Here is a 15,872-nt window from a genome sequence, read left to right as displayed (position 1 = left end):
ATAAGTTGTAGTTCTCTGAATGGTGCGTATTAAATAGTTATAAGAACAACTCCGGTAGTGAGTATTTTTCATAAGCTTATGAGTGAATCGCATATGGGCGCAGCAACGACAGTCATTCTCGATGGCGGCATGGGCCGCGAACTGCAACGCCGGGGCGCGCCGTTCCGCCAGCCCGAGTGGTCGGCCCTGGCCTTGAGCGAAGCGCCCCAGGCGGTTGAAGCCGTGCACGCGGCCTACATCGCCAGCGGCGCCAACGTGATCACCAGCAACAGCTATGCGGTGGTGCCGTTCCATATTGGCGAAGCGCGTTTCGCCGCCGAAGGCCAAGCCCTGGCCGCATTGGCTGGCGAGTTGGCGCAACGGGCGGTGCAGGCCTCAGGCAAAGCGGTGCGCGTGGCCGGGTCGCTGCCGCCGCTGTTCGGTTCCTATCGGCCGGACCTGTTCGACGCTTCCCGCGCCAGTGAACTGTTGGCGCCCCTGGTAAACGGCTTGGCCCCCCACATCGATTTGTGGCTGGCCGAGACTCAAAGCTCGACCGTTGAAGCGCGGGCGATTCACGCCGGGTTGCCGAAGGACGGCAAGCCGTTCTGGCTGTCGTTCACCCTGAAAGACGAAGACACCGATGAAGTGCCGCGCCTGCGCTCCGGCGAACCGGTGGCGGAAGCCGCGGCAGTGGCGGCCGAACTGGGCGTCGAAGTGCTGTTGTTCAACTGCAGCCAGCCGGAAGTGATCGGTGCGGCGATTGACGATGCCCGTGAAACCTTCGAGCGCCTGGGCGTGGCGATCCACATCGGCGCCTACGCCAACGCCTTTCCGCCGCAACCCAAAGAAGCGACCGCCAACGACGGGTTGGACCCGCTGCGCGAAGACCTCGATCCACCGGGTTACCTGCAATGGGCGGCGGACTGGCGCAAGCGCGGGGCCAGCCATTTGGGCGGCTGCTGCGGGATCGGGCCGGAGCATATTGCGGTATTGGCACAGCAACTGGGTTGAGCCGTCTGGCGATGTCGGCAGATGAATGAATCAATCGTCAAAACGATGCAAAGCTTGTGGGAGCAAAGCTTGCTCGCGAGTGGGATAAGTCAGTCGACACCGGTACTGGCTCTTGCCCAGCAATCGCGAGCAAGCTTTGCTCCCACGGGTTTGTGGCTTAGCTGAGCGACATCCGCGATTACGTTTTTCGTTGAATGACGTAGCCAAGCCATACATATGTATGCCGTTTCGGGTCGAACGGCGCGATAGGGTCCGGACTCTTCAATCAGAACCGGACCATTCAGATGGCTACTTTCTCCAAAGGCGACCCGGCCAACGCCGTCGTCCCCCAGGGCGAACCGCTCAGCGCCCAGGCAAAGGTGCAACTCAGGCAACTGGAGTTGCTGGACACCAACCAGATTCAACTCACCCGGTTGTTTGCAGGCCTTCCCACGTTCGACGGGGTGCTTGGGAACCTGCTGGTCAGCCTGCTCAAGGCGAAGATTCCCGCCGACAGATTCCGCCCATCGCTGCTCGCGGATATCGATCCGGATAACTGCTACGTGAACCGCTTCACCAAGGACCAGGCCGGTGGCCGCACCCTGACGTCCTCGGAGCGTTTCACCGATGTCCTGCACAACGGTTTGCTCAGCGACACCGCGCCTGACTTCACGAACGGTGGCGTCGGCTTCTTCACCCGTCCGGACTCGCTGGAGGAGGCCGACAGCGTATTCGCCCGGCAACCGGACGCGCAGACGCTACGGGCCTTGGAGTCGGTGTTCCATTTTCCCCGGCCCACCGCGAACGAACGGGTAATACGTCAGTTCCGTGACGAGCTGGCGCGCTTTCGCCTGGGCAAGAACCGGGGCGACACCAGCGAGGCGACCGCACCGTCCACGGCTGAAGCGGTCCTCGCCCAATTGCTTTCCCAACGATTCCTGCACTTGTTCAACTTGTATAAAGCCGATCGGGATCCTGCCGCTCCACTCACCCAAGCCGCGCGAATCCAGCAGGCCGATGACGATCGCCTGCTGGACCTCATCACCACCCATCCTTCCCAGGCTGACAGGAACCGGCTGCTACGGGCGCCCATTCCCCATGTCTATGCCGTCCTGCTCGACCAGGGCATGGCCTCACCGCAGAAATGGCCCGCGGCGATGGTGATCAAGTTCACCGACAGGCAGTCGCTGTTCCTGTACTCCCTGGAGCACGGGCTGCAGCGATTTCGTTCATTCCAGGATCTGGTCGCTCACGTGCGGCCCAGCGTCCAGGGCCAGGAACGCACGATCCTGGATATCTCCGTGGAGCTGTCCGGGCATGTCTTTGAAGTGGCGTCGGCGGACCTGTTGCAGAGCCAAAGCGCTGCGCTGGACAGGGCCCTGAATGCGCCAGGCAACGAAACCCTCGCCGTGCGCGTGTTCGCTCAACGAGCCGAAGACGCCTTGGGTTTGCCCATGTTGTCCTTGGCCGGGCCACTGGCGACTCGTCAGGAAACCCTGGCGGAGAACCGTCGCCCCGGCTTCTACAAAATGGCGACGTTTGCCGAGCAGGCCCGCTATCGCCGTCTGGAAGGGCAGGTATTCCAGGCGGTCTATGCACTGGGCAGCGATATTCCGACGCTGGTGCAATTCACTCGCCAGAAGATCAGGCAATACCTGCAGCGAACCATCCATCCGCGGCTGGACCTGGATCCTGATCGAACCATGATCCGGTTGTCCTTCGGTGATGCAGCCAACCCGAGACAGTCGCGGGTCAGCAGCCTGACCCAGTTGATGCTCGATAACCTGCGCCCGCCGCAGTACCCCAACGCCATGCGCGAAGTGCTGGCGGTCCAGCTGGTCGATAAGTATGGACAACGGGTGCGTCACCCGGCGAGCGGTTTTCTGATCACCTTGACGGGCGGTGAGCTGGCGAAGATGGCGTCGAGTATCGATGCCGGTGGCAACTACGAAATTCTGCTTCGCGAGCAAATGAACCAGCCTCGATACAAGGCTGCTTGGCAGACCGCCTACCGCGCCAGTCTGGAGTTCAAAGGCTACGAGGCGGTGCTCAAGGGCGACGAAGTGTTCAAGGCCACTGTGATCGATGAAGTTTGCGACCCACCCAAATCGCAAAAACTGGTCGCGCAATGGCTGGAAGCGGTCTTGCAAGCGCCCAGCGCTGCGAAACGTGCGCTGGTAGGTGGGCGCAGGGTGCACGTCCATGGCCTGCTGCTGGGCGGAACCGTCGGTTTGCAACGTGGCACCATGGGCAACGCGGTCACCATTGACGGCGCGCTGATCCTTTCAGACCAGAGCGGGCCGGACATCAAGGGGACCGTGGGCGTTTACTTCCCGGACAGTCCTCATGGCAATGACCTTCACGAATTCGCCGACCTGAGCGATGGCGTCACAGGGTTGCTGCAAGAGCAAGAGTGGCGAGCGTATTTCCGCTCGCGCATTTCGACCCTCGACCAGGAGGAGATCAAGCGTGCGCTGGGCCAGAACCGCGGTCGGCCACTGATCCGTGGCTATCTGCTCAACGGCGATGTACTTGAAGAGCTTCACCGGGCCCACGTCAATTTCCACAGTGCCTACGCGGACCACCGCTCCAACAGCAACCGCGATATCGGCCTGCAAACCGCGGCGCGGATCGTGATGATGGTGGTGGAGATCGTCATGGACCTGGCCGGCCTGCTGCTGATTCCCGGGTTCCAGCTGCTCACGCGTGCCATCCGCACGGGCCTGCTGGTGGTCAAGACCGGCGGGGTTCCGACGGACCTGGCAACGCTGGTTTTCGTCCATCGGGTGGCAAACACCCGCACCACGACAGGCTTCGGCGGCGTGAGCGTCAACTTGCGAGGGCAGGCCTCATTCCGGGCAATAACGGCGCAGCAGAGCCAGGCTGAAGCATCGATCGGATTGCCCCTGGAGGAGGCGCTTTATCGCCGCTATGCCGTGGCGGATACCACGCTGATCCAGAGCCTGCCAGCCGATGCCCAGGGCTTCTATCGACCGGTGATTACCGATGGCGCCACCGGCAGCGTGACCCGGCCTGTGTTCGTACGCCAACCTGATGGGACGGTGTTCCGGGTCCACGACAACACGCCGATCAGGGCTACCGAGGCCAACATCGTCGACCCTGTCACGGGGGTGAACATTCGCTCCAGTGGCGTGATGCGCAGCACCGTGGCGCGCGCGCCCGATGGTGAGTGGCGTGCCGTAGGGTTTGGCATGGGCGGGGGCAAACGGTCGCAGCCCGGTTCCCCTGAAGCGGGCCCGTCGGCACCCAAGCGACCTGCCACCTCGTTGCTTCGCGCCGTTTCCGACCTGATCCGTACGCCCAACCAATGGGACGTAGAGATCATGGATCTGGTGCCGTCCGTCATCACCCGCCTTCCGAATTGGCCGCAGAACCGCAGTCTGTTGATCATCGATCAAAGGCGCGGGCACCAGGACTGGTCCGTACGCTTTACGCCGGGACAGGATGAAGTCGGCTATCCGATGCGCACCCATCCGCTTAGATCGAGCACCGACGTGGTGCTGCTGCGCACGGGTGAAAACCACTACACGTTGATGCTGGACCAGGATCAGGAAGTCTTGTTCCCGGCCGACGGCAATTGCTTCTTCAACGCGGTCGCCCGGGGCCTGAACGAGGGCCGGTGCAACGAAGATTCACGATGCAGCGACTGCGCAATGACATTGCCGACTATATCGACCAGCATCCGGAGATGGGGAACTACCTGGTGGCGCAGCCCACTGCGATGCAACAGGCACTGGCTTACAACGCCCCGGCGCTGGAAAATTTGTTGGGCGAGTCGGCGGTATTGGACCTGACGCAAATCGTCTTTGGGTCGCCCAATCCCCAGGGTCTGTTTCAACCGGTCTTGAACCGCCTGAATCAGTATGCCCTGGACATGGGGCGCCGCTACTTGAATCAGGCCGAAGGCGCCAACCTGCCACCGGAGATGCTGCGCCTGATCGGCAGCTATCTGTCGCCGCGCACGCCCGTTCGCCTGCCATTGAGCAGCACGCCTTTTTACTCGTTGAAAGATCAAGCACTGCGAACCTTCTTCGAGGACACGTTGTTGGGACCGGTCCTGCACCAGGAGGTCACCGAACTGCTCAACAATGAGTATTTGATGCTGTCCCAGGACGTGCTCCATATCATGCTCGAGTACGGCGTCCGGGCCCGGGAGCTGACCGATCACCACCCCAAGAACCACCTGGGCTATGTTGAGTACGACCAGGCCTTGCATGGTCACCTCAGCTACGAGCAAATGGAGGAGCAGCTCAATGGCGCGCTTCTGGTGGAAAGCGACGATCTGGCAAAAGTGAAGACGCGATACGAGCGCGAGACCGGCGATGTCATGGACGACGCTTCGGACCTGTTGGATCAGTTTATCTATTACGACCGGGCTGAAGACCTGGTCGATCTGTTGACCGTTGTCCTTGGGCGTTACCCGATCTTGCTGCGGCGGGCCAATATCCTGCTGCAGTCTCCGGTGATTGCTTCCAACCTGGGCGGGCTGCTGCCCTTGAATGTCGTTTCGCAATGGATACGCACCCCGGCGTTGTCCGATGCGCGCCTGCAGGTGATTGCCGAGTATGCCGGCAGCCGGTATCAGGAAGTGGCGAACCGGGGCCGCATTGATATCGATTGGATGCGGCGGTTCAATGACCGGAACCTGCGTCGCCTGTTCAATCAGCGCTCGGCATTGTCGAACTTCTTCACCTTTCTTGGCGGTACCCGGTATGTCGAGGACAGTGACATGGCGGCGATCGCCAGGCTGTTCAGCGTTGCCGGTGGGCCCGTTCCCAATAGCCGGATCGCCATCGTGCTCGATACGCCGGATATATGGGGCTCTCTACAGAATATGCCCGGTATCACGCTCCAGAGCGCCAGGGGCATCTGGGAAGACCTGATGGGGCCGCAGTTCACCGACGACAACATCCGCTTCGCCCTCGGGCGGGCGGGTTCGCTAAGTTCCGAGGCGGCGTTTACCCGAGCCTTGATCGACAGCCTGGTCGAGGAAGAAGCCCTGGCGCACCAGCTGATCATGGACGCGTACGTCGTGACCCAAAGACAGGCCCAGCACTTTCTCCACAACTTTCAATTCACTAACCATCGTGCCGATCACAGCCGGTTGAACCTGGCTCGCTATGTGAATATCAATGGCGAGATACCACAATGGGCATGGCCCTACGCCCGCCCCGGGGTAAGCGACGAAACTCTCGCAGGGTTCCTGGAGCGCAGGAAGCCGTCCAAGCCGAAGTAGCGCGTCCTGATCGATCGCCAGCGCGAAGCGGTTCGCGCTGGCGATCATCCGTCACTTAGCCTATGCGCGGCATTGCGCCAGGCTGCGCACCTGTCCGCCGTCGCGCTGATTGGCCTCGCTCAACCACTGCTCGAACCCGGCGCCAATGGCCGGCCACTCCGAATCCAGCATCGAGTACCAGGCGGTGTCGCGGTTCTGGCCCTTGACCACCATGTGCTGGCGGAACACGCCTTCGAACGTGAACCCCAGCCGTTCGGCGGCGTATTTGGAGCGAGCGTTGCCGTTGTTGCACTTCCATTCCAGCCGGCGGTAACCCAGGGCGAAAGACTCCTTCGCCAACAGATAGACCGCCTCGGTGCTTTTCGGCGAGCGCTGCATCGGCGCGCCGAAGGTCACGTGGCCGATCTCGATACGGCCCTGGGCCGGGACGATGGACATCAGGCTGAGAATGCCCTGCACCTCGCCGCTGGCGCGGTCGATCACGCTGAAGAAATACGGGTCGGTGTTGGCGGCGTGGTTGTTCAGCCAGGCATCGAACGCGCCGCGATCCTTGAACGGGCCATAGGGCAAGTAATCCCAGAGTTTTGGGTCGGCCCCGGGCCCTTCGAGGGCTTGCCACAGGCCGTCGGCATGCCGCGCCGGATCGAGTTTTTCCAGGCGGATGAAACGCCCTTCGAGCAACTGCGCAGACGGCGCCGGGACACCTTTCCAATCAGCGAGTGAAGACGACATGGGGGGCTCCTTAAAGGGCTTTGCGAAATTGAATGAAGCCTGGGCGCTCGGCGATGCGCTCGTACAGCTGGATCGCCGTGGCGTTGGTTTCGTGGGTCAACCAGTGCACCTTGCAGCAGCCATCGGCCTTGGCGGTGGTGTAGACGAATTCGATGAGCTGGCGACCCACACCGGTGCCACGGCTCTGTTCTGTCACCAGCAGGTCTTGCAGGTAGCAGGAGTTTTCGATGCTCCAGTTCGAGCGATGGTAGATGAAATGTACCAGGCCGACTGCCGTGTCGCCGTTCCAGGCGAGGGCGCCGTGGGTGGGCTCGCGGTCGTCGAGCAAGCGCTGCCAGGTACTTTGGCTGACCGCCTCCGGCAGCTCGGTGTTGTAGAAACGCAGGTAGGCCTGCCACAGCGGCAGCCACGCGGCGTGATCGTTGGCGCTGACGCGGCGGATTTCAATCTGGCTCATATTCACTCCTTGGACGATGGATCAGGCATCAGCCGCGCGAGCGTCTGGTCCTGCGGGTCGGGGCTGGCGGCAAGGCCGTTGCGTACCCCGGCGACATCCGCGGGGCTGCGGTTCTGGCTGAGCTTGCGCTTGCCTTCCAGGCGCTGGATGGGCAGGGCGAAGCCGACGATGGCCTTGAGCATGCTGTCGATGTACTCGGCCGGTGCATCGTCGATTTTCCACGGCTCGCGAGCGGTTTCGTGGCGGTCGGTGAGGGCGCCGACCAGGTTGCGCAGGCGCTGCGCGTCGCTGAACACCTCCGCGCTGCCGTAGGCGTGTACGGCCACGTAGTTCCAGGTCGGCACGACTTTGCCGTGTTCGGCCTTGCTCGGGTAGAAACCCGGGCTGACGTAGGCCTCGGCACCGGCGAATATCACCAGGGCCTCGGTGCCGGCTTCCAAGTCGCGCCATTGTGGATTGGCCCGGGCCATGTGCCCGTAAAGGGTGCCGTTCGGCCCCTGTTGCGTGTCCAGCAACAGCGGCAGATGGCTGGCCTGCACACCGTGTTCACCGTGGGTGACGAGCACGGCCAGGCGGCAATCGCCCATCATCTGGTGCAATGGGGGCAAGTCTTCGACGGCAAAGGCTTTGGGGTTGTACATGATGATTTTCCTTGGCGAATGCGAGCATCCTAGGCAGGCTATTGGTCTGTTGTAAGAGCCACTTCCGGCCAATTCGATAGGTCCATTCGTGAGGGCTGCCATGCACAACGTCGTCCCGCCACTGTCGTTCAACCCCGCTGGCATTGAGCTGGACCGCCGCCAGGGGCTCAGCCGCCAGCTTTACCAGGCGTTGCGCACCCGGGTGCTGGACGGACGCCTGGCCAGCGGCACGCGCCTGCCGGCCAGCCGTGACCTGGCGGCGGCCTTGTCGATCTCGCGCAACAGCGTGGTGCGGGCCTACGACCAGCTCTACGCCGAAGGTTTCATCGAAGGGCGGGTAGGGGACGGTACTTACGTGGCGAAACTGTCCTCGACGACCCTGCCGCTGAAAAACATATCCACAAAAGTATCCACAGGGTTTTCAACAGGCTTACCCACAGCCTTATCCACAGATTGGCTCGATTTGCCTGTGGTTCCATCCAGTAAAGTTATCCACAGCGATGGGTTGAATCGTGTCGAAAACCACCATTTACCCCAGCCGCCTGGTGGCCCGCCGCGAGCATTCAGGGTCGGTGTGCCGGCGTTCGATCTGTTCCCTTTCGACGTGTGGGCCAAGCTGAACGCGGCTTTCTGGCGCAAACCGGATCTGCAGCAGTTGTGTTATGGCGACCCTCAAGGGGATGCGCGCTTGCGCGGGCTGATCGCCGCTTACCTGCGCAGCTCCCGGGGGCTGCACTGCACGGCTGAACAAATTGTGATCACCAGTGGCGCACAGCAGGGCATCAGCCTTTGTGCACAGCTGCTGGTGGACCCGGGCGACGTCGTGGCGGTGGAAAATCCCGGGTATCGAGCGGCCGGGCATGCGTTCGCCGTCGCCGGTGCCGACGTCAGAGGCGTGCCGGTCGATGGTGATGGCCTGGATTGCACGGCGCTCGGTGAGTTGAGCCACTGCCGGCTGGCCTACGTCACCCCGTCCCATCAATACCCGACCGGGGTGGTCATGAGCCTGCCCCGGCGCCTGGAACTGCTGGCCTGGGCCGAGCGCAACAACGGCTGGATCGTCGAGGACGACTACGATGGCGAGTACCGCTACAGCGGCGCGCCCCTGGCGCCCTTGGCGGCATTGGATCGCCAGGGGAGGGTGCTCTACGTCGGTACGTTCGGCAAAGTGGCGTTCCCGGCCTTGCGCCTGGGCTACCTGGTGCTGCCGCCGGGCCTGGTCAACGCCTTCGCCCGGCGTCGCGCCGTGGACGTACGCCATTCTGAAGTCAGTACCCAGGCGGTAATGGCCGAGTTCATGGCCGCCGGGCATTTCCAACGGCACATCCGGCGCATGCGGCGGGCCGCGCTGGTCCGACGAGACGCGCTGCTGGCGGGTTGGCCCAAAGACATTCCAGGGGTTGGCAGCTTGCCGACCGTCGTGGCCGGGCTGCATGTCACGGTGCCGGTGGACAGCCTCGCCCGGGAACGCGAACTGATCGCCCAGGCGACGGCGGCAGGGGTCGAAGTCAATGGTTTGAGCAGCTACTGGTTGCCCAGCACCACCACGCCTATCCACGGCGGGTTGGTGCTGGGATTCGCCGCGGTCCCGCCCACGGCGATCGCGACCGCGTTGGCGAGCCTGGCCCAAGCCTGGAGGCTCTGACGCCCCGTGTGCATGACCGTAATACGGTTCACTTAAGGCAATCGACAAACCCGTGGCGAGGGAGCTTGCTCCCGCTGGGCCGCGAAGCGGCCCCAAAACCTGCCAAATGCGCAGCATCAGACACACCGCACCCGCCGGTTTACGACTGCTTCGCAGCCGAGCGGGAGCAAGCTCCCTCGCCACAGGTCCATCATTTTTCTTAAATGAACCGCATTGGGTTCATGACCGGGCTTTTTGAAAGAACACCTCCTTGGCCTGGTCCACGGCAATTTCGCTGCGATAACGGTCGACCAGCTGGCGCTGGCTGAGGACTTGTGTGGCATCGGCGGCAGTGGCTTCTCGGCTGGCTTGCTCAATGGTTTTCAAGCGTGCCGAAAGGAACGCATAGGCGGGCACCCAGTTCGTCGAATAGCGGAAATCGGCAAACCAGAGGGTCTCACCGCTTTTCACGTCCCTGATCTCATACCGGTCAAGGTAGCCGTAGGGCGGAGTCTTGATGCGCTGCCGGCTCTTTTGTTTGGTAATGGAAATCTGGTTCCGGCTTTTAAGCCACAGGATGCTGCTCATGGTCGGCGGGCGTTGCTTGATGACATTCAACACGGTGTCGAACCCCAGGACATACAACGCGCTCGCTTCCCGCTGAAGCTGCGCGCGCAGGGTCTCGGCCGAGCGCCGCTGTGCTTCTGGCAGCTCGAAGGTTTCATTCGAAGCCACACCTTGCGCCTGGTCGAGGGCCTTTTGGATGGCCGCGCTGATTTTCTCCATCCTGCCGGCATGGGCATTGAGGATCATCCCGATCCCGGCAGGTGTATGGCTGGGCTGTTTGACGGTGGCTTGCATCTGCGCCTTGAACGCCGTCAGGCCGTTGATCAGGTCCTGGCCCTTGGTGACGCTGACGTCCAGGGGCGGGACGGCGGGCGGCGTCGCGTCGGGTTTGACATGAGGGATCCACTCGCCGGTTTCTTTGCGGTGGAACGTAATGATGATCTCCCCGGAAAACGGGTTCTTCACATCGACCCAATCGGTTTCCTCCATCAACCGAGACAGGCGCGGCTCGCCGCTGACCAGGCCCCAGAAGCGCGCCCGGATGAATTTTTTCCTCGGCCGAGGGCGTTGCACGTACGGGGAGCCGGCGCTGCGCTGGTCCCTGCGTTCTTCGAGGGCCGCCGCCAAGTGCCGCATCGTCGATTGTTCAAGCGTGCCAATCCCCTTGCGCAGGCGGGCGAGCTGGGGCGCACGCACGCTGCCCTTGTACTCGTTGCCCAGGTAGTTGAGATGTTCGTCGATGGCGGCGAACTGTTCGGCCAGGCTGCCGAAGGCGTCGATGCGCTCATCGAGCCGGATCACGCTGCGTTCATCGATCGCGTCGCGCAGGCTCTGGTAGGCGACCGTGGCGTTGTCCACGATCTGGTTGATCGCTTCCCAGCCTTCGGGCATCGACTCGACGCTGTCGAGTGTCAGGCACAAGTGACGGAACATATCGAGCTTGATCAGGCGCAGGTCGGCGCCGGTGTAGAGCGGCATCTTCTTGCGGTGCCGTCGGATGAATTCGAAACCTTCGTAGCCAAGGCTCTTCAGTTCGGTGAAGCGCGTCTCCATGTAGTCCAGGCGTTCGGTCATGTCGTCGCCGACGCTGATCATGCTTTCGGCCGCGTCGATGTGCGCTTGCTCCAGCACCTTGATCCCGGAGGTGATCATGCCCTTGGCTTTGTCCATGGCCGGGGCGAACCGATCCTCCAGGGCTTCCATCTCGGCAAAGGTGAAGTTGATCTGCGCATTCAGGTAGCCGAGCCGAGTGCGGGGGTAGTCGGGCCTGGACTGGAAGAGCGGCCATTCCAACAGCAGCGCCAGTGCCTGCTCGTAGTTTTCCCGCTGCGTCTTCAGTGCCGCGACATAGGCGTCGCGTTTCACCTCCTTGGCAGCGCCCGAGGCCACGTCCATTTCCACCGCTTGCATGGTCAACAGTTTCTGGTTCTGCGGTTTCTTCGCTTCGAATTGATTGAGCGAGGCAAGCAGATCGATTCGGCGCCGCTGCGCATCGGCGATGACTTTTTGCCGGATGCCCTTGGACCCGCTGCCACGTACGCGCAGGCGCGTGTCGATGTGCCATTTGCCGTGGGTGTCACTCATCAGCGGAGGGCCTTCACGCGCGGGATCCGTTGCGTCGACGATAGAAACCAGCTCGCCTTCGACCTGCACCTTGAACCACTTGCCGGCCATTTTTGCGTGCCAGACGCCGTCCTTTTCGTAGAGCCCCTTGAGGGCCCCCCAGGTTCGGAACTGTCCGGGGTCTTCGGGTTCGGCGATGCTGAAGGTGTCGAGAAACCGGGCGCTTTCTTTCGATTTGCCCATCAAGGCACCGCTGGAGCGAATGGCTTCGTAGTGTTCGGTCGGCAGCGAAGCGCCTGGAAGCGGTGGGAGTCGCTCGATCACCAGCTCATGGGGGGGCTTGGGCAGGCTTTCCAGTTCCCTTACTTCTTGCGAGGCCTGGAGCCGGTGGGGGCTCCTGGCTGACCTGGCGCGATCGATGGCATGGGTGATGATCGCCAGCGCAACGTTCAGCAGCAGGTCGGTGAACGCCTCCCACTTGGCCGGTTTGTCGGCGCCTTCCTTGCCCTGCGTGAGCTTGTCGATGTCGTCCAGGATCTGCCAGAGCCAGCCGGCCGTGCCTACGGCGGTGCCCAGGTACGGCAGGGCCAGGTTGAACAGCAGCCAGCCTGCCCGTTTGAAGGTCTCCCAGCGGTTTTCCCGATTGGACACCGATTGACGATCGGCCAGTTCGACCAAGGCGTTGGCATTGGCCTTGAACAGCTGCGGCAAGAAATTCGCCCCCAGGGTCTTGTCGGTCAAACTGACAGGACCGCTGTTGGCCAAGGAACTCAACGGATCGACCACGAATGCCACGATGCTCCAGGGGGAGGGCAACAGGTCCGGGAAGACAAACCGGCCGTAATCGTCCCGTACCCCATCGGGCAACCAGGCCAGTACCGACTGGCGTAACGACGGGGTTTGCCTGATGGCGTACAGCAGGTTGCTGAAGGAGGGGTACTGGCTCAACTGTGGTTCCAGCAGGGGCCGATACAACAGGCAGGGCCCGGCGCTGGAATCCTCGGGGCCGATGATGAACATATTGCCCACCACGTCTTGTGCATCGCCCAGTTGCAGTTCCGGCACGAAGGCCAGTTGGCGCAGGACAATGGTTTTTCCGTCCACCTTGCGATCCGCCTCGGCAGGTTCCATCAGCGCGGCGACGTAGCGGTAACCCGTATCGTCCAGGTGGTCCTCCCTGCGGATCTTGCGTTCCAACGCCAGCATCGGCAGCTGGATGCGTAGCTGAGAGGTGTACAGCTGTTCGCGGCGGCTCGATTCGGTTGGATCGTCGAGCAGCGTGCGCTGGATCAGCTCGGGATAGACACGACCGATATCGGCCTGGGTGATGAGGTTTTCGATGTACTCGACGGTCATCCATCCGGGCAGTTCCGTGTCGTCCCGAAACTTGACGGTCTTGTCGCCAAGGGGCAGGGCGATCAGGTTCTGCAAGGCCAGTTCGACGAGGCTGAACCGGGTGGTCTCGATCTTGCCGGGCAGCACGAAGCTTCCCCAGACCACGGGGCTGCGCACCTCGATCTCGATGTTCTCCAGATCGAATGTCGAGGCGTCGGCATGGTCCGAGACCATCTGCTGCTTCAGCAGGTTCAAGGTGAACGTCTTGATTGGCACGATCCCGTCCAGGTAGGTCTTGCCGGCATGCTCCTGGTTCAAGATCGAGAGGTTTTTCATGTGCTGGGCAAACAGGATCTGATCGGACGGCGAGGCGTCCAGCAACCAGTGGGGCATCTGCCTCTGGAACCAGGCCACGAGCGCATCTTCGTCGCTTTCTTCACCGCTGGCGGGGGGATCGTAGGTCGCCCATGTCTGCGGGGAAGAACCGATGATCTTGACCTGCTCGGCAATCATCCCGCAGGCCTTGTGATCGAAGAGATTGCCCTCGGGCTCATACAGTCGCCACTGGATCTTGCGGTAGGTGGCCGTACCGAAATGGGTCGTGAGGGATTGACCAAGGGCCTGCTGTGAATCGAATTTCTGGTAGCCGTTGGCGATCGAGTATTTGAGGATGACCTCCTTTTTGTCGATGGTACCGATCAGCACGACGATGGAATTGTCGCCCAGGCGCTTCACCTCGGAACCATCGACGCTATCGATGTCGATCAGATAACCATGGCTATCGTAGGGGTCGTTCTCCTTGCGGTCCTTGCGGTCGGGGTGGTGGAACAATTGCCTGGCCATGTCGCATTCGGTCGTCGTCCAGCCGCGGACGCGCCCGACGTTCCAGGCTTGACGCAGCGCACTGGAAAGCTGATGCCAGCGGGGCCCGGACTCGCCGAGGGAGGCATTCCAATAGGCCAACTGTTGCTCCTGGCAAGCCGTCAGCATGGCCGGCACCAGCTCGTTGAGCAGGTGCCCGATCTGGTCGATGCGCACCGGTAAATGCACATCGGGAGAGGTGAGCGGCAGTCGGGTGAGGAAATGCAGGCCTTCGATCAACAGCATCGAATTACCTTCCTCGTTCACCAGCCCGGCCAGCATTTCACTGAGGGTTTCGTAGCGGGTGGGCCGTCGCACGATTTCATCGTCGACAATCTCCCAGTCCGGCTCGCCCACCACGGTGTTGTGTGGATCGAGGTTCAGCGTGGGGTAGAGCTTCTTGAGGGCATCGCGCAAGAGAATGGACGCGACCTCCGGATACGTGGGCCCTGCGAGCAACTGATTGAGGATTGCATCTTTGGGATTGGCATTGGCCCTGGGGGCCGTGATAGGGGGCGTGGGTGTCATCTGAGTCTTCCTGTCTCTCGCGACGAATGGAATGGCGAAGCCGAGCGCTTCGGGATAGCCATACTAGTGAGGCGAAAAACAGGGAAGGTGGTAACTATGTATGGGACGGGGATAGCGCCTGTGGGAGCGAGCTTGCTCGCGAAAGCGATGTATCAGGCGCCGGTGATGTTGAATGTACCGGCGTCTTCGCGAGCAAGCTCGCTCCCACAGGTTTTCTGTTTAGCTTGATGAACTCACTGACCGGACTTGATCCGCGTCCAGGCCCGCGTCCGCGCCCGTTCGGCATCCCGTGGCAAGGGTTGCAAGGTGTAGAGCGTGGTCATGGCCGCTTCGGTCGGGTACAGGTTGGGGTTGTTGCGGATCGCCGGGTCGACCATCTCGGTCGCGTCCTTGTTCGGGTTCGGATAGCCGACAAAATCACTGACCGGCGCGATCACCTGCGGTTGCAGCAAATAGTTGATGAAGGTGTAGGCGTCGCCTGGGTTGGCGGCGCCTTTGGGAATGGCGAGCATGTCGAACCAGATCGGCGCGCCTTCCTTGGGCAGGCGCATGTCCACCGTCACGCCGTTCTTGGCCTCCTTGGCGCGGTTGGCCGCCTGGGAAAAGCTGCCGGAGTAACCCACCGCCACGCAAATGTCGCCGTTGGCGATGTCGGCCATGTACTTGGACGAGTGGAAATAGGTGATGTGCGGGCGAATCTTCATCATCAGCGCTTCGGCCTTGGCGTAGTCCGCCGGCTTCTTGCTGTTGGGGTCCAGGCCCAGGTGCTGCAAGGCCAGGGGCAGGATCTCCGACGGCGAATCCAGCAGCGCCACGCCGCACTGCTTGAGCTTGCTGATGTTCTCTTCCTTGAAGATCAGGTCCCAACTGTCCACCGGCGCGTTGTCGCCCAGGGCGGCCTTGATCTTGTCCGGGTTGAAGCCGATCAGAATGGTGCCGTACATGTAGGGCACGGCGAACTTGTTGCCCGGGTCGTTGGCTTCGATCAGCTTCATCAGCTTGGGATCGAGGTGGTTCCAGTTCGGCAGCTTGCTGCGGTCCAGGGGCTGGAACACCCCGGCTTCGATCTGCTTGGCCAGGAACACGTTGGACGGCACCACCACGTCATAGCCGGAGTTACCCGTCAGCAACTTGGCCTCCAGGGCCTCGTTGGTGTCGAAGATGTCGTAGACCAGCTTGACCTGGCTGTTCTGCGCCTTGAAATCCTCCAGGGCTTTGGGCGTGATGTAGTCGAACCAGTTGTAGACGCGCAAGGTGCGCTCCTCGGCCTGGACAGCGCCGCAAAGCAGCGCGGCGCACACGGCTGGGGCCATAAAACGCTTGAGTCTGTTCATG

General features: G+C 62.0%; 8 protein-coding genes. 3 read left to right on the top strand and 5 right to left on the bottom strand.

The annotated features are described in order from the left end of the window. The first annotated feature begins 93 nt into the window (after positions 1 to 93). Positions 94 to 993 (top strand): homocysteine S-methyltransferase family protein, encoded by a 900-nt coding sequence (locus tag ACZ5M5_RS30250; protein ID WP_464738376.1) that lies wholly within the window; start codon positions 94 to 96, stop codon positions 991 to 993. Between the two features lie 284 nt (positions 994 to 1,277). Further along, a complete protein-coding gene (locus ACZ5M5_RS30245; protein ID WP_464738375.1) occupies positions 1,278 to 4,787 on the top strand; it encodes a dermonecrotic toxin domain-containing protein in 3,510 nt (1,169 codons plus the stop codon). A 1,502-nt stretch (positions 4,788 to 6,289) separates the two neighbouring features. Here the strand turns inward: ACZ5M5_RS30245 and ACZ5M5_RS30240 are convergent. The 3 genes from ACZ5M5_RS30240 to ACZ5M5_RS30230 are packed head-to-tail and all read right to left on the bottom strand — an operon-like array spanning position 6,290 to position 8,059. Beyond that, positions 6,290 to 6,961 (bottom strand): GNAT family N-acetyltransferase, encoded by a 672-nt coding sequence (locus tag ACZ5M5_RS30240; protein ID WP_060739977.1) that lies wholly within the window; start codon positions 6,959 to 6,961, stop codon positions 6,290 to 6,292. A gap of 10 nt (positions 6,962 to 6,971) precedes the next feature. Beyond that, positions 6,972 to 7,418, bottom strand: coding sequence for a GNAT family N-acetyltransferase (locus ACZ5M5_RS30235; protein ID WP_092473894.1), 447 nt, complete (start codon positions 7,416 to 7,418; stop codon positions 6,972 to 6,974). A 2-nt stretch (positions 7,419 to 7,420) separates the two neighbouring features. Further along, entirely contained in the window at positions 7,421 to 8,059 is a 639-nt protein-coding gene (locus tag ACZ5M5_RS30230) for an FMN-binding negative transcriptional regulator (protein ID WP_464738374.1), read from the bottom strand. Positions 8,060 to 8,159: 100 nt separating this feature from the next. On the opposite strand from ACZ5M5_RS30230, the gene pdxR reads away from it, so the two are divergent. Further along, positions 8,160 to 9,704, top strand: coding sequence for a MocR-like pyridoxine biosynthesis transcription factor PdxR (gene pdxR, locus ACZ5M5_RS30225; RefSeq protein WP_464738373.1), 1,545 nt, complete (start codon positions 8,160 to 8,162; stop codon positions 9,702 to 9,704). A 219-nt stretch (positions 9,705 to 9,923) separates the two neighbouring features. Here pdxR and ACZ5M5_RS30220 read toward each other — a convergent pair whose 3' ends face one another. Then, positions 9,924 to 14,537: a dermonecrotic toxin domain-containing protein gene (locus ACZ5M5_RS30220; RefSeq protein ID WP_464738372.1), complete on the bottom strand. Its 4,614-nt coding sequence runs from the start codon at positions 14,535 to 14,537 to the stop codon at positions 9,924 to 9,926. A gap of 233 nt (positions 14,538 to 14,770) precedes the next feature. Beyond that, positions 14,771 to 15,871 carry a polyamine ABC transporter substrate-binding protein gene (locus ACZ5M5_RS30215; RefSeq protein WP_060739982.1) on the bottom strand — a complete coding sequence of 367 codons (1,101 nt, stop codon included), beginning with the start codon at positions 15,869 to 15,871 and terminating at the stop codon, positions 14,771 to 14,773. Between the last annotated feature and the right edge of the window lies 1 nt (position 15,872).

The organism is Pseudomonas sp. Van50 (genome assembly GCF_055390755.1).
Note: the sequence above shows the minus strand (reverse complement) of the source record. Positions and strands in the feature narration are given on the sequence as shown.